Annotated in this window: 12 protein-coding genes; 7 read left to right on the top strand and 5 right to left on the bottom strand. The window is 61.9% G+C overall.

Annotation, left to right across the window (positions count from 1 at the left end):
* Positions 1-103: 103 nt before the first annotated feature.
* Both PSH79_RS18000 and PSH79_RS17995 read left to right on the top strand, forming a co-directional pair.
* Positions 104-589: a DMT family transporter gene (locus PSH79_RS18000; protein ID WP_305438787.1), complete on the top strand. Its 486-nt coding sequence runs from the start codon at positions 104-106 to the stop codon at positions 587-589.
* Positions 589-1,047, top strand: a complete 459-nt coding sequence (locus PSH79_RS17995; RefSeq protein ID WP_095191284.1) for a DMT family transporter — start codon at positions 589-591, stop codon at positions 1,045-1,047. Before PSH79_RS18000 ends, PSH79_RS17995 begins: the two co-directional genes overlap by 1 nt.
* 225 nt (positions 1,048-1,272) lie before the next feature.
* On the opposite strand, the gene PSH79_RS17990 is transcribed toward PSH79_RS17995, so the two are convergent.
* Positions 1,273-2,244, bottom strand: coding sequence for an IS110 family transposase (locus PSH79_RS17990; RefSeq protein WP_305438217.1), 972 nt, complete (start codon positions 2,242-2,244; stop codon positions 1,273-1,275).
* Between the two features lie 440 nt (positions 2,245-2,684).
* Here PSH79_RS17990 and PSH79_RS17985 point away from each other — a divergent pair, with 440 nt between their 5' ends.
* Complete coding sequence (locus tag PSH79_RS17985; RefSeq protein ID WP_305438786.1) at positions 2,685-2,852, top strand: metallothionein; 168 nt, start codon at positions 2,685-2,687, stop codon at positions 2,850-2,852.
* A 25-nt stretch (positions 2,853-2,877) separates the two neighbouring features.
* On the opposite strand, the gene PSH79_RS17980 is transcribed toward PSH79_RS17985, so the two are convergent.
* Positions 2,878-3,150: a hypothetical protein gene (locus PSH79_RS17980; protein ID WP_305438785.1), complete on the bottom strand. Its 273-nt coding sequence runs from the start codon at positions 3,148-3,150 to the stop codon at positions 2,878-2,880.
* A gap of 39 nt (positions 3,151-3,189) precedes the next feature.
* A complete protein-coding gene (locus PSH79_RS17975) occupies positions 3,190-3,417 on the bottom strand; it encodes a DUF6555 family protein (RefSeq protein WP_007919026.1) in 228 nt (75 codons plus the stop codon).
* A 145-nt stretch (positions 3,418-3,562) separates the two neighbouring features.
* Here PSH79_RS17975 and PSH79_RS17970 point away from each other — a divergent pair, with 145 nt between their 5' ends.
* The 3 genes from PSH79_RS17970 (at position 3,563) to PSH79_RS17960 (ending at position 5,659) form a co-directional block, all read left to right on the top strand.
* Complete coding sequence (locus tag PSH79_RS17970) at positions 3,563-4,330, top strand: helix-turn-helix transcriptional regulator (RefSeq protein ID WP_305438783.1); 768 nt, start codon at positions 3,563-3,565, stop codon at positions 4,328-4,330.
* Positions 4,331-4,497: 167 nt separating this feature from the next.
* Complete coding sequence (locus PSH79_RS17965) at positions 4,498-4,671, top strand: DUF1427 family protein (RefSeq protein WP_007969534.1); 174 nt, start codon at positions 4,498-4,500, stop codon at positions 4,669-4,671.
* 31 nt (positions 4,672-4,702) lie between these two features.
* Positions 4,703-5,659: a zinc-binding alcohol dehydrogenase family protein gene (locus PSH79_RS17960; RefSeq protein WP_305438780.1), complete on the top strand. Its 957-nt coding sequence runs from the start codon at positions 4,703-4,705 to the stop codon at positions 5,657-5,659.
* A gap of 126 nt (positions 5,660-5,785) precedes the next feature.
* On the opposite strand, the gene PSH79_RS17955 is transcribed toward PSH79_RS17960, so the two are convergent.
* Together PSH79_RS17955 and PSH79_RS17950 are read right to left on the bottom strand one after the other, a co-directional pair.
* Positions 5,786-6,808: a purine nucleoside permease gene (locus tag PSH79_RS17955; RefSeq protein ID WP_305438779.1), complete on the bottom strand. Its 1,023-nt coding sequence runs from the start codon at positions 6,806-6,808 to the stop codon at positions 5,786-5,788.
* Between the two features lie 15 nt (positions 6,809-6,823).
* The gene (locus PSH79_RS17950; protein WP_305438777.1) at positions 6,824-7,783 is read right to left on the bottom strand and encodes a nucleoside-specific channel-forming protein Tsx; all 960 of its coding nucleotides are present in this window, start codon (positions 7,781-7,783) and stop codon (positions 6,824-6,826) included.
* A gap of 438 nt (positions 7,784-8,221) precedes the next feature.
* Here PSH79_RS17950 and PSH79_RS17945 point away from each other — a divergent pair, with 438 nt between their 5' ends.
* The gene (locus PSH79_RS17945) at positions 8,222-18,757 is read left to right on the top strand and encodes an autotransporter-associated beta strand repeat-containing protein (RefSeq protein ID WP_305438776.1); all 10,536 of its coding nucleotides are present in this window, start codon (positions 8,222-8,224) and stop codon (positions 18,755-18,757) included.
* The last annotated feature ends 39 nt before the right edge of the window (positions 18,758-18,796 follow it).

Below are 18,796 nucleotides of genomic sequence, written 5' to 3'. Positions count from 1 at the left end.
TGCTGTGCGAGTTGCGCAAAAGTGTTGTCAGGATGCTCCCATTTATCGCAAAGCGCCGCCAGTCGATAATCCGCGCCATCGATTATTTGCTTGGGTTTTAGTTATGCAGACGTTGGAAGAGGTAAGTGTCGCGCCGCCGGTGGCCAAACCGGGGTTGCGTTTGTTGTTGCTGCCGCTGGTGATTCTGGCGGGCATGGGCCTGTCGGTGGAGGCGGGGTTGCTCGGGCCTTTGGGTGTGCAGGTCGGGCATCTGTGGGCGACCTTGAGCATTTTCGGCGTGGGTTCGGCGATTCTGTTTTTGCTGCTGTTGCTCAGCGGCCCGCAACAAGGGCCGGCGTTGAACACATTGCCGCGTTGGCAGTTGATCGGCGGTATTCTCGGGCCGATCTACGTGGTGGTTCTGACGCTGGCGACCCCGCACATCGGCATCGCCATGACCATGATCGCGATCCTCTCCGGGCAGGTAGGCAAGAGTGTGTTGATCGACCACTTTGGCTGGTTCGGCGCGGCGCGCAAGAAGGTCAACGCTGAGCGTTGGCTGGCGCTGTTGTTGATTGTTGCTGCACTTGTCTTGATTGCTCGGGGTTGATGATGAATCTGATTATTTTGTTGGCTGTGGTGGTCGCGGCAGGTGCGGTGTTGAGTGTTCAGGCGGCGATCAATGGGCGTCTGGGGGAAACCGTTGGGGTGTTGCGCAGTAGTTTGCTGACGTTTGCCGTGGGGGCGCTGGTTACCGGGTTGTTGATTCTGTTTTTTGAACCGGCCCATGCGGTGAGTTTGCTCGATGTGCCGAAATGGCAGCTCAGTGGTGCGTTGTTCGGTGTGGTTTACATGATTGTGATGGTCGGTGCGGTGCCTCGGATCGGCACGGCGGTGGCGACGGTGGCGGTGATTGTCGGGCAGCTGGGGATGGGGATGTTGATTGATAACTTTGGCTGGTTGGGTAATCCGGCGATCGATCTTTCTTCGAGTCGGATTTTGGCGATGGTTTGTTTGGGGTTGGCTTTGGTATTCATGTATCGCAGTAGTGTTCGCTCTTCTGACTGAGTAAGGCGACCTAGGATTCCGCCCTGACGTACGGCCCTCCCTGCGGGCGCTCGCAGATCAAAAGCGGTACTCGAGCTAACGCTCATTGTGTTGAGTGGGGCGGCATTCGCCGCGTGCGGGGGGGGACTCATTGTCCTGCGGGAGCTGGCTTGCCAGCGATGGCGGCCTGACAGCCGGCCAGGTTCTGGTGGGTGTACACATTCCCTGTAGATACCGTCTTGCCCCTCATCGGGCAAGGGCAATTTTCGGGTCAAATGGCTGGCCCGATTTAAGAACGGCGTAGACAAAATGTAGGAGTTTGCGCATCGCTGCACAGATGATTTGCTTGGGGGCCTTGCCGTTGGCCTTCAAGCGTTCCTTCATGGCGATGATTGCCTTGTTGTGCTTCAGTGCAACCAACCCAGGCATGTATAGACCCGCCCGAACGCGAGCCGATCCGATCCTCGAAATCACTGCTCTGCCTTTGAACTTTCCCGAGTCCTGCAGCTTTGGGTTCAACCCGGCGGCAGCGACCAGTTTGCGAGGGTCGTCATATTTACGCAGGTCGCCCAACTCTGCCAGCAGCCGCTCAAGGGTTTTCTGGCCAATACCGTCGATGGTCACGATCAAGTCGCGCATTTGGCGCATGTCTGGATCATCGTCGATGTGTTTTTTGATTGCTTTGTGAGTTTCAACGATCTCTTTCTCGATGTGACGCAGCACAGAGTTGATCGAGTCTTTGACCTTTTCGTCGGACACATCCAGGCGATTGAGCTCCATTTGCTCCATTTCCTGAAGGTCATCCAAGCGACGTACCATCGCCTTTAGCTGACGATATTTCAGCGGCTCCGGAGCCCAAAGCTGAAGCTTTTCAGCCTTTTCCCGAGCAAAGTCAGCGATCAATTTGGCGTCGCTTTTGTCGGTTTTGATCCGGCGCAGCTCGCTGTCGGCGTAAGCGTGGGTCGTCGCCGGATTGACGACGCAGACCCGGTAACCCTTGTTGTAGACGAACTCGGCAAGTTCCAGGTGATAAACGCTGGTGGCTTCCATCACGATCAGGGCTGTAGGCTCGACCTGCTTGTTCAACCAGGCGTCAAACTCTTTGAAACCTTTTGAGTCGTTAGCCAGTTTGGCCTTGGTTTTGTGCTTGCCGTTTGGCAGGTGAGTGGCGATATCAAAGGTATTTTTAGCGACATCGACGCCGACGAAATTGGACATGACCGTTTCTCCATTAATCGGTTTTCGATCATCACTGCACTCTGTCCAACCTTGCGAATGCGGGCTCTCGCCAGAGACGGGCCCAAGATACCGTTCGAACTATACGAGTGAGTGTGGAGGGCTGGAGCACGATCTACATCACAGGCAAAAAGCCTAAGGAGCTGCACGGCTTCCAAGTCCCTCCCTCGATGATCAGTCGAGAACTATCGCTCCTGACGGAGCGATAGTCGAGATACAAGGAGCTGCCGAAGGCTGCGATCTTTTGATCTGGCTCTGGCTTTTGACGTTGCTTTTGATCTCCAGGCCCACCGCAGCAACGGATATGCCCCCCGATCCCCAAAAAGCAAAATCAAAAGATCGCAACCTTCGGCAGCTCCTACACTGGTTCCTACGGCTTGCCCTTCAAGCCTCAGACAACCACCACTGAAGGAGTCTGTCCCATGCCTGTTACTTCTGAAAGCACCTGCGACTGTCCTAAATGCAACTGCAAGCTCGGTGAGCATCCGATTGCGCGCCATGGCAAGCACTACTGCTGCGAAGGCTGCGCCAAGCATCACGAACATGGCGAAGTGTGCTCAAGCAAGGGCTGTAAATGTGCACACGGCTAACGACCGACGATAAAAAAAGTGGAGCCTAATCAGGCTCCACTTCCAGTTTCAGACTTTCATCCTCCAGCCGTTCCGTATGCCGGACGGTTCCTTGCAATCGTCGACCCTCAACCCTGACTACCACGGTTTTCGCTTGATCAAGATTTTCAGGTAGCGGCGCCGGCACTCTCAGAGCAAAGCAATACGGATCATCTTCGACGGCTTCCAGCCCCACCTCACAATCGACACTTTTGGTAATTCGTCCGAACAGTGTGTCTAGGCCGTAATCCAGATGTGCCGGACTGCTGATGTTGCTCATTGTGCATTCCCCCGAATGATCCCGATCGCTGCGTAAAGCTTAGCTGGTCGGTCGCCAGACGACGTTTTCCACGCCGAATTTTTCCGCCATCGGCTTGCTGGTTTTCTGCACTTTCTCGCGGCCGAAGCGCGGGATGCGACCCACGCCTGCGTCGCAGCTTGCCCAGTGCCACGCCTCCGTGTTGTCCATTTTGTCCGAGCGGATAATGAACGACTTGGGCGTGCCGTGAAGGGTGTATTCGATGACGTAGAGTTTTGCGTTGTTCATAAAGCCCGTATTCCTCCCTGTAGTAATAGAAGGATCGCGGCGCACCGGGAAAATTCATTCGGATTGTCCGACGGTATCTATCAATGGCGACGCGTGGGTGCACTGGGTACCATGGCACTTCCGCCAACCCCAATGAATGCTCGCCATGGCCCTTGCCGCGCCCCCCGATCTCAGTGACACCGATGTGCCCGTGCAGCCGCTGGCACGCACGTATCCGCGTGGTTTGTATATCGAGCCGCATGAGCATGTCTGGGGCCAGTTGCTGTATGCGATGAGCGGGGTGATGTGGGTCGAAACCCCGCACGAAGCGCTGGTGGTGCCGCCGCAGCGCGCGGTGTGGTTGCCGCCCGGGGTGCCGCACGGGATTCGTGTGGTGTCGGATTTGCAGATGCGCAATATCTATCTGCGCCCGGCGCTGGCGGCGACGCTGGATGAGTCGGTGCAGGTGATCGAGGTCGGCGGGTTGCTGCGTGAGTTGATCGTTGGGTTGGTGGCGCAGGGCAACAGCGGTGAGCCTGAGTATTACGAGGCGTTGGTCGGGTTGGCGTTGCTGGAGCTCAAGCGCGCCCGGCGTTCGCAGTTGAAGATCCCGCTGCCGGACGATTCCGATCGGCGCTTGATGAACGTGTGTCAGGCGGTGATGGCCGCGCCGTCGCTGGATATCCCGTTCGAGCAGCACGCGGAAAATGCTGGTGCCAGTGTTCGGACGCTGGCGCGGTTGTTCAAGGACAGCCTCGGCATGGGCTTCGCCGAATGGCGGCGGCAGGTGCAACTGGCGACGGCGGCGGCGGAGTTGATTCAGGGCGTGGCGGTCAGTGTGATTGCCCGTGAGCTGGGCTATTCGCCGAGCAGTTTCAGCGACATGTTCCGCCGCGAACTGGGCGTCGCTCCTTCGCAATTCACTAAAGACTGAACGCAATCCCTGTGGGAGCTGGCAAGTCGAATCGTCGCACCGCAGCTCCCACAGGGTTTCGTGGTGACTTGCCGTTATCTGGCTGAAATTCAGAAGTCCTTGGCCGGTACCGGTTAAATCCTTTCCCTAGACTCTGCCCATTCCTTTCTCGCGGCGGAGTTTCCCCCATGAACTACCTGATTTCGCTGGCCATCGGTCTTGGCGTCGGCCTGCTCTATGGCGCATTGGATTTCCGTTCTCCAGCCCCACCGGCCATCGCACTGGTCGGACTGCTAGGCATGCTCGCGGGTGAGCAGTTGTGGCCGATGGGCCGGCAACTGGTGGCCGGTTGGTTGTCCTGAGTGTCCTCTTTCTTATTCGGTGGATGTGTCCATGAAAGCACTGCAATTCGATAAAACCGGCGACTTGTCTTCCCTGCGTTACGTCGAGGTGCCGACGCCGGTGCCGGGCGCTGATGAAGTGTTGGTCGAGATCAAGGCTGCCGGCCTGAACCCCAGCGACGTAAAGAACGTGCTCGGGCGTTTTCCCTATACCACGCTGCCACGCATTCCCGGTCGGGACTTTGCCGGTGTGGTGGTCGAAGGCCCGCAGGCGTTGATCGGTCAGGAAGTCTGGGGCACCGGGCGTGAGCTGGGTTTCTTTGCCGATGGCTCCCACGCGCAATTCGTCAAACTGCCTGCCAAGGGCGTGGCGCATAAACCCTCGCATCTGAGTTTCACCCAGGCCGCCAGCCTCGGGGTGCCTTACACCACGGCGTGGGATGCGCTGGCGCGCAGTCTGGTAACGGCCCAAACCCGCTTGCTGGTGATCGGCGGAGGTGCGGTGGCCACGGCAGCATTGGCGTTGGCCAAGGTACGCGGCGCGCAATTGTTGGCAGCGGCGCGCCGGCCGGAGCAGGTCAAGGACTTGCAGGCGCAGGGTTATCAGACGCTGCAACTGGATAAACACGAAGACCTCGGTGTGCAGGTCAACGCGGTGTATCGCGGCGGCGCCGATGTGATTTTCGACACCACCGGTTTCTGGCTGCCGGCCTCGGTTGCGGCGCTGGCACCGTTCGGCCGTATCGCGATCATCGCCGCGCCGGTCGACGGCCATGTGCAGTTGCCGGCACTGGCGTTGTATCGCAAGGGCGGTTCGGTGGTCGGGATCAACTCGCTGCTGTACGGCGTTGAAGCGTGCGCGGCCATGCTGGAGCAGTTTGGGCGGTTCTTTGATGAAGGTCTGCTGCCGTTGCCGCAAGGGCTGGTGGAATCGCCGCTGGCGGAAGGCTTGGCGCGGTATGCCGAGGTGAATCAGGGCAGCGGTGACAAGGTCATCCTTATCCCCTGATCTCCGTCACACCGCATAACCTGTGGGAGCTGGCTTGCCAGCGATAGCGGTAGAGCAGCCGATGAAGATGTTGACTGCACTGATGCCATCGCTGGCAAGCCAGCTCCCACAAGGTTCTTTAGTTCTTCAGGATTGTGGAACGCCATTTTCCCAGGCAGACCAGTGCTTGAGGATGTCCTGCACCAGCGGATTACCCGTGCGATAGAGGTTCTCAAGGGCCGGGACAAAACCGCCCTGATCGGCATACTTGAGCAAATTATCCACTTCACTACCGCCCGGTTCAGGACGGTCGAAGTCGGAGCCAGCGCGCACCACCGCCAGGCGTTGCACATCGACGAGTCCTTCACGGCTGGCGCGTAGCAGCGCTTCGTAGGTGGAGTTGTCTTCCTGCTGCGTCGTGCAGTATTCGCCCTTGTTGTCGGTGAGCAGTTTGGTCCAGACCTCAGCCCGTTCGCTCAGGCGCGTGCCGGAAAACCAGGTGTTGCCCGCCAGTGTGTCGCAACGGGTGACGACTGGCGGTTGGTTGGCGGGCGCTGACGGGTATTTCAAACGCCAAGCGGCGGATTCCTTGCTCTCGCTCAGTTCGACTTTGTGGCTCAGGGCGTAAGCCTTGGCCTGCAATGTCGGATTGAGTTCGAAGACTTCGGTCTTGTAATCCAGCGGTGGTTTTTCATTCGGGCCTTTGGTGTTGATGCCTAGATAACCGGTCGGCCAACTCGATGGCGCATCACGGGAATCCAGCTCCCACTGCGTGCCGAACTCCACCAGATAATGCGCCCATGCGGCGGTGCCGATGGTGCCGTGTTCAGGGCTGATCCCGGCGATACCGGCGATCAGGAAATAGCTTTTGCGCAGATCGAATTTCGGCGACATGGCCAGTGCCAGCGTCGAGGCGGCCGCGTTGGTCTGGCCCATGCCAGTGGTCAGCAGGCACACCTGCTGCGTGTTGCAGCGGATGGTCGGGTACTCGGCGGACAGGCCTGGCACACGGATCTGCTGTTTGAGCTCAAGGCGATCGATCCAGTGCTGCGCCTCGGGGGCGAACATGGTGATCAATACGACTTTGGGCTGGATCGGCGCATCGTCAGCCCATGCGGTGCAAGAGAGCAGGGTGGAAGCGGCCAGAAAAACTCGCATCATTGCTTGCATAAACATCTCCTTATTTCAGAACTGATAACCGATGCCGGCGTAGTAACCCCAGCCGTTGGAGCGGGCGCGGAAATTGCCGTCGCCAAAATTCAGCTCGCTGCCGTCTTCCCAGTTACCGCCATTGTGGAAATAACGCCCGACCAGGGTGAAGCGCAAATGGGTGAACGAGTACAGCAAGACGTTGGTCGCCACCGTCGCGTTGGCGGTGCGCGCCGGGTTGTCCTTGTGCATGTCGGAGCCGAAATCGAAGTTGGTGAAGCCGATGTAGGTCAACGAAGCGCCGTTGCTGAATTTGTCGATCGGGATGATGTACTTGAGCTGCGCGCGGTAGCCGTCCCACGAGTACTCATTGCTCGCGCCGTAGTTTTCCCACTGGTAACGCCCGTACAGGTTGGCCGACAGGTTGACCCGCGAATGGGTGTCGATGTCGGTGCCGAAGCCGCTGTAGAGGGTGTTGGCGCGGTTCTCTTTGCGGCTGCCGTGGTCGTAGATCCAGTCGAACGCTACGTACCACTCCTTGAACGGGCCGATGGCCAGGCTGCGGCCGGCGAGGTAGTCGATGGAAATGCGTGGCTCGTGCTCCATGAACACCGGCGAGCCGTGGTCCCACACGCCTTTGTCGTGGCTGTTGCCGATATTGAAGATCTTCGGCACGTCGATGTAGCCATACAGTTCGAACGGGCCTTTGCGCCCGAAATACTCGTATTCCAGGTAGATATCGTCCGCCGGTTGCGGTCCGAAGCTGATGTCTTTGCTGCCGATCAGGGTCAGGTCCTGGTTGTACCAATCCGACAGGTACGCACCTTTTTGCGGCGGACTGGCTTCGGGGCTGAGGGTTTCGCCCTGAGCGGATTCTTCGGGGAGCGCCGGTTGCGCCATCGCGTTGTGGCTGAGAACTCCGGTAACGCCAGTCAGTAGCAGGGAAACAGCAAACGTGTGCGCAAACGGGGCGCATAAAACGGAAGCGACGTGCATTCAAAGTCCTTTTTTGCAGATCAAGGCCCGGATTCTGCGGGCCTACTGGATGTGTGGCGAAAATGCCGGGATTGACGGTTCGCAAACGTTTGCATAACACGTACCAACTCCTCCCGGTTACCCCTGCAGGCGCTGCGGCACGCTGCGATCTTTTGATTTTGCTTTAAAGATCAAGATCAAAAGAGCGCAGCGTGCCGCAGCGCCTACAAGGGTGATGCCGAGCGTTCAAATCCTCGTGTCCAAGGGCTGAAAGCCCCGGTTTAGAGGGGCTAGTATTAAAGTATTAACACCATTTAATCCGTGCCCCATGTCTGGGCGTCTACTAGCTTTGTGAGCAATCAACGGTTTTGTGATGACCGTCGCGCTCTTGATTCGCGTGTGGAATAAGCAGGCTTCGCACGCCTTCAAGGAAGAATTGACCACGACAAGGAGTAGCCCGTGGAAGCAAGGTTTGGTGTCGCCCTCGTCTCGCGTTTTTCCCCACTTTCCCTTGCTGTGCATCTGAGCGTCGCCGGGCTGTTGTTCGGCGGCGTGAGCACACCGGCGCTGGCTACGTGCTCCACAGCCGGCTCGACCGTGACCTGTACCGGCGTGCCGAGCCTGCCGCTGTTTCTCAACAACTTCAGCAGTGCGACCAACGGCCTGACGGTCAACGTCAACAGCGGGGCGCAGATGAACGCGACCCTCGGCGGCCACGTGATGGACCTGACCGGGGTCAACATCAGCCTGAACAACTCCGGCACCATCGATCCGGCGCTGCTTGGCCTGGTCTCGGTGTTGAGCGGCGGTGCCTTTATCGGTACCGGTGCGACGAGTACCGTCAGCGTGCTCAACAACGCCAGCGGGATCATTCGCGGCACCGGCATGCTACTCGGCCTCAACCTGGCCAGCATCGATGGCCTGGGTATCGCGGTGAACAACGCGGCGGCCGGTACCACCAGCATCACCAACAACGGCACCATCACCTCGACCGGACTCTCGGTCGGCGGCATTACGTTGGCCGATACCCCGGTGGTCGGCGTCTACGGCGGCTCGCAGGTCAACATGACCAACAGCAGCACCGGCGTCATCAACGGCCGGATCGCCTTCGAGACCTCGGCGGCGGGCAACACCTTCACCAACGCCGGCGCGATCACAGGCGGCGTGTCGATGGGCGCGGCGAGCACCAACACCTTCACCGCAGTGACCGGCTCCAGCGTCAACGTCGGTGACGGTGTTCAGGTCAGCGTCGGTCTCGGTGGCCTCATCGGCATAAACCTGACCTTCGCCCCGACCGGCACCGTCGATGGCGGCGCGGGCGGCACCAACAGCCTGATCCTGCAAAACCCGATCGGCGTCGGCGGCGGCACGACCGGGACGGGAACGGCGTCGAGCGCCACCTACGTCAACTTCAACAACCTGACCATCAACAGCGGCACCTGGACCTTGCAGGGACCATTGGTGAGCGGTGCGACCACGCTCAATGGCGGTGTCGCGCAGTTCAACAACAACGCCACGTTCGGCAGCGGTGTGATTACCTCCAACGGCGGGATCCTGCAGGCCAGCAATGCCGGCTTGAACGTCAGCAACCTGATCTCCCTCGGCGCTGGCGGCGTGACCGTGCAAGGCAGCAACGCCACTACCCTGAGCGGGGTGATTTCCGGCAGCGGTGGCCTGACCAAGGTCGGTGCCGGCCAGTTGAACCTCAGCGCCGCCAACACCTATCTGGGCAATACCACACTCAACGGCGGCACCGTGCAGTTGGGCAACAACCTGGCGCTGAGCACCGGTACTCTTAATGTCACCGGCGCGACCACCCTGAGCGCACCCGGCACGATCAACCTGAGCAACGCCATCAGCCTTGGCGGCACATTGACGGCTGGCGGCACCGGCGCACTGACCCTCGGCGGCCTGATCACCGGCAGCAGCGGCCTGACCAAAACCGGTACCGGCAGCCTGACCCTCAGCGGCGCCAACAGCGGTTACACCGGCACCACCACCCTCAGCGCCGGCAGCCTGCTGGTGACCAATAACGATTCGCTTGGCAGCGGCGCGCTGACCACCGCCGCCGGCACCAGCCTCGACAGCACGGCCAACGTCACGTTGGCCAACAACATCGCCATGACTGGCGCCCTCAACGTGCTCGGTAGCAATGCGCTGACCCTGGGCGGCGTGTTGTCCGGCACCGGCGGGATTACCAAAACCGGCACCGCCAGCCTGACCCTGACCGGTAACAACACGAACAGCGGCAGCACTGCGCTGAACGCCGGCAGCCTGTTTGTCGGCAGCAACACCGCGCTGGGCACTGGCGCGTTGAGCGCGGCGGCCGGCACCACGCTGGATGCGACCACGGCGGTGACCCTCGCCAACGCCGTCGCGCTGGCGGCGGATCTGACCATTGGCGGTACGCAGGCGTTGGGCCTGAGCGGCGTCCTCAGTGGCGCCGGCAACCTGATCAAGAACGGTACGGCGGACCTCACCCTCAGCGGCAACAACACCTACGCCGGCGGTACTGCGCTCAATGCCGGTACGCTGATTGTCGGCTCCAACACCGCGCTGGGTACCGGTGTCTTGACGACCGCGGCAGGCGCCAAGCTTGATGCCAGCACCGCGGTCGCATTGACCAACGCGGTTTCCCTGGGGGGGGATCTGGAAGTTCGTGGTAGCGCTGACCTGACTCTCGGCGGTGTCATCAGCGGCAGTGGCGGGCTGACCAAGCGCGGTTTCGCCAACCTGATTCTCAACGGCGCCAACACCTATCTCGGCGGTACCACGCTGGCCGCCGGTACCCTCACCGTGGGCAATGCTGCCGCGTTGGGCAGCGGTACGCTGAACGTCATCGATGTTTCAGCTCTGGACAGCAACACCGCCGTCAACCTGAGCAACAACGTCAACCTCAACAGCAGTGCCCTGACCCTCGGCGGCAGCAGCGGCCTGACCCTCTCCGGTGTGATCAACGGCGCCGGACAGTTGATCAAGAACGGCGCGGCCAACCTGACCCTCAGCGGCGCCAATACGTTCAGCGGCGGTACCACATTGAACGCCGGCAGCCTGACTGTCGGCGACAGCGCGGCACTTGGCACCGGCGCATTGACCGTGGCCGGGGCGGGCACCCTCAACAGCGGCTCGGCGGTGACCCTGAATAACGCGATCACCCTCAATGCCAACCTCACCGCGGGCGGCGCCAACGCGCTGACCCTTGGCGGCGTGATCAGCGGCGGTAGCAGTCTGGTCAAGACCGGCGCCTCAAGCCTGACGCTCAACGGCAATAACACCTACACCGGCACCACGGCGCTGAACGCCGGTTCGCTGATCGTCGGCTCCAACACAGCAATCGGTACCGGCGCACTGAACGCATCCAACGGCACCACGCTGGATGCCAACACGGCTGCAAACCTGGCCAACAACGTCAACCTCGGCGGCACCCTGACTGTTGGCGGCACCAATGCGCTGACCCTCGGCGGCGTGGTCGCCGGTATCGGTGGGCTGGTCAAGAATGGCGCCGCCGACCTGACCCTCAACGGTGCCAACACCTATTTCGGCAACACCGCGCTGAACACCGGCAAGCTGATTGTCGGCAGCAACAGCGCGCTGGGCTCCGGCACATTGAACGCGGCGGCAGGCACGACGCTGGACGCCAACACCGCCGTCAGCCTGAACAACGCGGTAGTGCTGGCCGGCGCGTTGGACATCGGCGGAACGGCGAACATGACCCTGACCGGCCTGGTCAGCGGCGCCGGCAGTCTGGTGAAAAACGGTACGGCCAATCTGATCCTCAACGCGGCGAACAACTTCCTCGGTGGCACGACCCTGAACGCCGGCACCCTGACCGTCGGCAACAGTTCGGCATTGGGCTCCGGTGCACTGACCGTTGCGGGTGCTGCGACACTCGACAGCAATTCGCCGCTGGTTTCGCTGAACAACGCCGTCGGCCTCAATGCGGCGCTGACCGTCGGCGGCACGCAGAACCTGACCCTCGGCGGCGTCACCAGCGGCACCGGTCAGTTGATCAAGGATGGCACGGCCAACCTGACCCTCAACGGCAACAACACCTTCAGCGGCGGTACCACTCTGAACGCCGGCACCCTGACTCTGGGCAATGCCAACGGTTTGGGCACTGGCGCGTTGATTGTTGGCGGCGCGGCAACCCTGGATAACAGCGCCTCCTTCGGCATCGGCAATGCGATCACGTTGAACGCCGGTCTGACCGTCGCGGGCAACAATGACTTGAGCCTCAACGGCATCATCGATGGCGCCGGCAACCTGACCAAAAACGGTCTGTCGGACCTGACCCTGGCCGGCAACAACACGTTCACTGGCGCGCTGAATATCGTCTCCGGCAGCGTCACCACGTTGAACAGCAATGCGCTGGGCAACACCGCAGGCGTGAATATCAGCGCTGGCGCCGGCCTGAATCTGGGCAGCGACGCCAGCCTCGGCGCGCTGACCGGCAGCGGCGACGTGCAGCTCACCGGCAGCAACACGCTGACCGTCGGCAGCGGCGACGTCACCAGCACCTTCGACGGCGGCCTCAGTGGCAGCGGTGGCCTGGTCAAGGTCGGCACCGGCACTCTGAACCTCACCGGAATCAATGGCATCACCGGCAACACCGCGATCAATGGCGGCACCGTGGATCTCAGCGGTTCGCTGGCGAGCGCGCAGGTCAACGTCAATACCGGCGGCACCCTGACCGGTACCGGTTCCGCGCTCGGTACCATCAACGTCAACAGCGGCGGGCATCTGGCGTTGTCGTCGGGCAACCAACTGTCCGCCGGTGCGCTGACCCTCGCTGCCGGCAGCAACGTCGATGTGGCGCTGGGAACCCCTTCGACCGCGTCACTGATGAATGTCGGTGGCAACCTTACTCTCGACGGTAATCTCAACGTCACCGACGCCGGCGGTTTCGGTGTCGGTGTGTATCGCTTGTTCAACTACACCGGTGCGCTGACCAATCTCGGTCTTGACGTTGCCGCTGTGCCGGTCGGTTACGCCCTGGGCGATCTGGTGGTGCAGACCGGGGTGGCCAACCAGATCAACATTCAAGTGTCGGCGCCGAACTCCAACATTCGTTACTGGGATGGCAGCCAGACCATTGCCAACGGTGTCGTCGATGGCGGCAGCGGCATCTGGAACGCGGTCGGCACCAACTGGACCGATGCCAACGGTCTGGTCAACCAGCCTTGGGCCGGCGACTTCGCAGTGTTCCAGGGTACGGCGGGTACGGTGACGGTTAACGGCACGCAGTTGGTTACCGGCATGCAGTTCCTAACCGATGGCTACAACCTGGTCAATGGTGCCGCGGGGCAACTGACTGCGGTCAACGGCACGGGTGGCACCACGGCGGTGCGCGTCGATCCGGGCGTGACCGGCACCCTTGGCGTGAACATCGATGGCAGCGGCATCCTCAACAAACTCGATGCAGGCACCCTGGTGCTCAACGGCGCCAACACCTACAGCGGCGGCACGCAACTGGACGGCGGCAAGATCATCGTCGGCAGCAACACCGCGCTGGGCAGCGGCACGCTGACCGCCAATGCCGGTACGCAACTGGACAGCAACGTCGCAGTGACCCTCGGCAACGCCGCAACACTGAACGGCAACCTGACCGTGGTCGGCAGCAATGCGCTGACCCTCAACGGCGTGATCGGCGGCACGGGCGGACTGATCAAAAACGGCGCGGCCAACCTGACTCTCGGCGGCAACAATGCCTTCCTCGGCCCGGTGGCTCTGAATGCGGGCGGACTGATTCTGGCGTCGAACTCGGCACTGGGCTCCGGCACGCTGAACGCGGCGGGCGGCACCACGCTGGATGCTGCCACCGCCGTTTCGGTCAACAACGCGGTCAATCTGGCCGGCAATCTCGGCATCGGCGGCACGGCGGATCTGACCCTGGCCGGCACGGTCAACGGCGCCGGCAGCCTGACTAAAAACGGTGCGGCCAACCTGACCCTGAGCGGCAATAACAACTTCCTCGGCGGCATCAACCTCAATGCCGGCACCCTCACCGCCGGCAGCAACTCGGCGCTGGGGCTGGGCAACCTCACTGTGGCCGGCGCCTCGGCGCTGGACAGCAACAGTGCGCTGAGCCTGGGCAACAACGTCGTGCTCAACGCCAACCTGAGCAACACCGGCAGCAACAACCTGACCCTCGCGGGAGTCGTCAGCGGCGCTGGTGGGCTGATCAAGAACGGCGCGTCGAACCTGACGCTCAACGGCATCAACACCTACAGCGGCGGCACCACGCTGAACGCCGGCACGCTGACCATCGGCACTGGCTCCTCGCTGGGTTCCGGCGCACTGACCGTGGCGGGCGCCTCGACCCTCGACTACTCCGCACCGCTGGTGCTGGCCAACAACATCAACGTCAATGCCAATTTGAGCATTGCCGGTAACAGTGGCCTGACGCTGGGCGGTGTGATCGCCGGCGCTGGCACGTTGACCAAGAACGGTCTGGCGGTATTGACGCTCAGTGGCAACAACACCTTCAACGGTCTGATCGATGTACTGGCCGGCAGCCTGAACACTGTCGGCAGCACCGCGCTGGGTGATAACGCCGCCGTCAGTCTTGCCGTCGGTTCCACGCTCAACATCGGCGATTCGACCAGCATCGGCAGCCTGACCGGTGACGGTACGGTTAGCATCGGTGACTTTGACACCCTGAGCATCGGCGGCAACAACCAGAGCAGCACATTCGCTGGCGTCCTCAGGGACGGCATCGATCCGGGTGGGTTGACCAAGCTGGGCAGCGGTACATTGACCCTGACCGGCAACAACACCCTTACTGGCGACACCAACGTCAATGCCGGCACCTTGCAGGTCAACGGCTCGCTGGCCAGCGGCAATGTGCTGGTCAACAACGGTGGCACTCTCGGCGGCAGTGGCACCCTGACCGGTGCGGTGACGGTGGCGGATGGCGGTCATCTGGCAGGCGTTACCGGTAGCACTTTGTCGGTGGATTCGCTGGTGTTAAACGGCAACTCCAACTTCGACGTCGGGCTCGGCACACCGGTCTCAGGTGGCGGCAACGCACTGGTCAACGTCGGCGGCAACCTGACCCTCGACGGCACCCTCAACGTCAGCGACATCGGCGGCTTCGGCAGCGGTGTGTATCGCCTGATCAACTACACCGGCGGCCTGACCGACAACGGCATGCTGATCGGCACGGTGCCGGGCAGCGTCACCCCGGGCGATCTGGAACTGCAAACCGCACTGGCCAACCAGATCAACCTGCTGGTTACCGCACCGGGCGTCACCGTGCAGTTTTGGGACGGCAATCAACTGGTCGCCAACGGCGCGGTAGACGGCGGCAGCGGTACCTGGGGCACCGGCACCACCAACTGGACCGACGTCAACGGCACCACCAATCAAGCCTGGACCAACAACTTCGCAGTGTTCCAGGGCGCAGCGGGTACTGTGACCGTCAACGGTGCGCAAACCATCACCGGCATGCAGTTCGTCACCGATGGCTACAGCCTGCAAAACGGCACGGCGGGTTCGCTGAATCTGGTCAATGGTTCACTCGGCAACGCCTCGGTGCGGGTCGATCCGAACGCCACCGCGACCATCGGCGTAGCGCTCAATGGTGCCGGTACCCTCGGCAAATACGACACCGGCACGTTGGTGCTCAACGCCGCCAACGGTTACACCGGCGGCACCGTGCTCAATGGCGGCAAGATCGTAGTCGGCAATAACGCGGCGCTCGGCACTGGCGTGTTGACGGCGGCCAACGGCACCGCGCTGGACAGCAACACCAGCGTCAGCCTCGCCAACGATGTGGTGCTCAACGGTGGCTTGAACGTTGCCGGCTCCAATGCGTTGACGCTCGGCGGTGTGGTCAGCGGCAGCGGCAGTCTGATCAAGACTGGCGCTTCGAGCCTGACCCTCAACGGCAGCAACACTTACAGCGGTGGCACTCAACTGAGCGGCGGCACGCTGATCCTCGGTAACAACAGCGCGATCAGCAGCGGCGCATTGAGTGTGCTCGGCAACGGCACGCTCGACAGCACTTCGGTGCTGCAACTGGCCAACGCTATCAACCTTGGTGCGCAACTGACCCTGGCCGGTAACCAGAACACCACGTTGCTCGGCGCTGTGACCGGCACTGGCAATCTGGTGAAAAACGGCAGCGGCGACCTGGTGCTCAGTGGCGCCAACACCTACAGCGGTGGCACCACGTTGAACGGCGGCAATACTCGCGGCGACACCAGCAGCCTGCAAGGTGCGATCGTCAACAACGCGGCGCTGACCTTCGAGCAGAATGCTGACGGCAGCTACACCGGCAACCTCACCGGCACCGGTACGCTGAACAAAACCGGCAGCGGCCAATTGCTGCTGACCGGCAACAACACCTTCACCGGCAACACCTCGGTTCAGGCCGGCACGTTGACTGTGAACGGCGTGCTCAACAGCGCCAGCGTCAACGTCGCCAGCGGTGCGAGTATCGGCGGTGGCGGGCAACTCGGCGGGGCGCTGCAACTGGCCGACGGAGCGACCCTGGCGGGTGGCGGCACGGCGACGCCGTTGTCAGTGGGTTCGCTGGCCTTGTCTTCAGGCACCGACCTGGACTTCAGCCTCGGCTCGGCCACCAGTTCTACAACCGTGGTCAACGTCGCCGGCAACCTGACCCTCGACGGCACGCTGAACATCAGCAATGCCGGCGGCTTCGGCACCGGGGTCTATCAACTGTTCAGTTACGGCGGCAGCCTGACCAACAACGGTCTGGTCTACGGCAGCCTGCCGGTCTCGGCGGCCAACCTGACCTTGCAAACCGCCATCGCCAACCAGATCAATCTGCTGGTGCAGGGCACACCGGGGGAGGTGCAGTTCTGGAACGGCGGCACCACCAATCCTGATGGCAGCATCGGGGGCGGCAGCGGTGTGTGGGGGCCGGACACCAACTGGACCGATCCGACCGGCACCCAGGCGTTGGCGTCCAACGGTCAGTTCGCGGTGTTTGGTGGGCAGGGCGGTACGGTCAGCGTCCAGGGCAATCAGAACTTCACCGGCCTGCAATTCCTCGCCAACGGTTACAGCCTGATTCCCGGGGCTGGCGGCACGCTGACTCCGGTCAACGGTGCCGACGGCAGTCTCGCACCCGTGCGGGTCAATGCCGGTGCGAGCGCGGAAATCTCCACACCGCTGGTGGGCACGGGCGGCATCGAGAAACTGGATTCCGGCACCTTGGTACTGAGCGGCGCCAACACTTACAGCGGTGGCACCACGGTCAGCGGCGGTACGCTGATCGGTAACACCACCAGCCTGCAAGGCAACATCCTCAACAACGCTTCGCTGTTTTTCCTGCAGAACTTCAATGGCCAGTTCAATGGATCGCTGAGCGGACTGGGCGCCATGGCCAAACGCGGCACGGGCACCTTGTTGTTGACCGGTGACAATCCGTTCAGCGGCACCGTGTCGGTCGATCAAGGCGTGCTGCAAGTCGGCAGCCGCGCGGCGCGGGCCTCGTTGGGCGGGCAAGTCACCGTGGCCAACGGCGCTGCGCTGAGCGGTAACGGCAGCGTCGGGTCGGTGGTCAACAATGGTTTGGTGGTTTCGGGTGGCGAGGCTGGCACCCTGAGCGTCGCCGGTAACCTGAGCAATGCTCCTACCGGTGTGCTGGCGCTGACCATCAGTTCGGCAACCGCTACACCGCTGGCAGTCGGCGGTACGGCGGCGCTTGGCGGCGGCTTGCAGGTGAATTCGCTCGCACCGTTCACCGGCAACACCGTGTATTCGCTGATCACGGCGGGCGGCGGTGTCACCGGCACCTTCAGCAGTGCAGATTTGCCGCAGTACGCTTTCCTCAACAGCTCGCTGGTCTACGGTGCCGATTCGGTGACCCTGGCGGTCAGCCGCAACGGCAACTCGTTCGCCGATGTGGCGGCCACGGACAACCAGCGCAACACCGCGTCGGCGTTGTCGCGTAACGGTGCGGCGGGCGCTGCGTTGCAGAACGAAATCGTCAACCTCAGCGTGGCCGGTGCGCGTAACGCCTTCGACAGCCTGTCCGGCGAAATCCACGCCAGCACCGCCAGCGCAATCCTTGAGGATTCGCGCTACGTGCGGGAGGCCGTCAACGATCGCATGCGCCAGCCGTCGTGCAGCGCGCCGGATGATCCACGCCGCGCCCTGGCGCCAAGCGACAACCAACTGAGCAGCAACGGTTGCCACGGCGAAATGGTTGGCTGGGCGCGCGCACTCGGCGCTTGGGGTGAATCGGATGGCGACAGCAACAGCGCCAAGCTTGATCGCAACCTCAGCGGCTTCATGCTCGGCACCGACAAGCAACTCGATGATCAGTGGCGCGTGGGCATGGCGGCCGGTTACACCCGCAGCGACCTCGACGCGCATGATCGTCGCTCCAATGCGACGGTCGAGAGCTATCACCTGGCGGCGTACCTCAACTCGCAGTTCGACGCACTGGCCGTGCGCCTCGGCGCCGCTTACAGCTGGCACGACATCGAGACCAAGCGCGACGTCAGCGTCGGTACCTACAACGACCGCTTGAAGGCCAACTACGATGCACGCAGCGCCCAGGTGTTCGGTGAAGTCGGTTACACGATTGATGCCGGCGGCATTGCCCTCGAACCGTTCGCCGGTCTCGCTTACGTCAACTACGACACCGACAAGGCCAAGGAAAAAGGCGGAGTAGGGCGTCTGAAGGCCGATGCCGATCAAGACATCACCTTCTCCACCCTCGGCCTGCGCGCTGGCAAAGTCATCACCCTGGCCAACGGCGGGCAATTCACCCCGCGCGCGGCCGTCGGCTGGCGGCATGCCTTTGGCGACACCAAGCCTGACGCGGATCTGACCTTCATCGACGGCGGCGCCTCGTTCAGCACTCAGGGCGTACCGATTGCCAAGGACAGTGCCATCGTCGAAGCGGGCGTGGACTTCCAGATCAGCCCGACCGGCAAACTCGGTATCGGCTACTCGGGCCAATTGTCGAACGACAACAACGACCACGCGATGACCGTCAGCTTCAGCCTTGGCTTCTGATTTAGGGTCGAAGCACTTTTAACCGCCCGAAAGGGCGGT

The sequence above is a fragment of the Pseudomonas sp. FP2196 genome, assembly GCF_030687715.1.
Lineage (GTDB): Bacteria > Pseudomonadota > Gammaproteobacteria > Pseudomonadales > Pseudomonadaceae > Aquipseudomonas.
The sequence above is the reverse complement of the archived record's forward strand: the minus strand, read 5'-3'. Positions and strand labels throughout refer to the sequence as shown.

Coding starts and splice junctions, on each gene's coding strand:
- PSH79_RS17990 (WP_305438217.1), bottom strand. CDS start 2,244: ATGTCCAATTTCGTCGGCGTCGATGTCGCTAAAAATACCTTTGATATC.
- PSH79_RS17970 (WP_305438783.1), top strand. CDS start 3,563: ATGGCCCTTGCCGCGCCCCCCGATCTCAGTGACACCGATGTGCCCGTG.
- PSH79_RS17980 (WP_305438785.1), bottom strand. CDS start 3,150: ATGAGCAACATCAGCAGTCCGGCACATCTGGATTACGGCCTAGACACA.
- PSH79_RS17975 (WP_007919026.1), bottom strand. CDS start 3,417: ATGAACAACGCAAAACTCTACGTCATCGAATACACCCTTCACGGCACG.
- PSH79_RS18000 (WP_305438787.1), top strand. CDS start 104: ATGCAGACGTTGGAAGAGGTAAGTGTCGCGCCGCCGGTGGCCAAACCG.
- PSH79_RS17955 (WP_305438779.1), bottom strand. CDS start 6,808: ATGCAAGCAATGATGCGAGTTTTTCTGGCCGCTTCCACCCTGCTCTCT.
- PSH79_RS17960 (WP_305438780.1), top strand. CDS start 4,703: ATGAAAGCACTGCAATTCGATAAAACCGGCGACTTGTCTTCCCTGCGT.
- PSH79_RS17985 (WP_305438786.1), top strand. CDS start 2,685: ATGCCTGTTACTTCTGAAAGCACCTGCGACTGTCCTAAATGCAACTGC.
- PSH79_RS17965 (WP_007969534.1), top strand. CDS start 4,498: ATGAACTACCTGATTTCGCTGGCCATCGGTCTTGGCGTCGGCCTGCTC.
- PSH79_RS17995 (WP_095191284.1), top strand. CDS start 589: ATGATGAATCTGATTATTTTGTTGGCTGTGGTGGTCGCGGCAGGTGCG.
- PSH79_RS17950 (WP_305438777.1), bottom strand. CDS start 7,783: ATGCACGTCGCTTCCGTTTTATGCGCCCCGTTTGCGCACACGTTTGCT.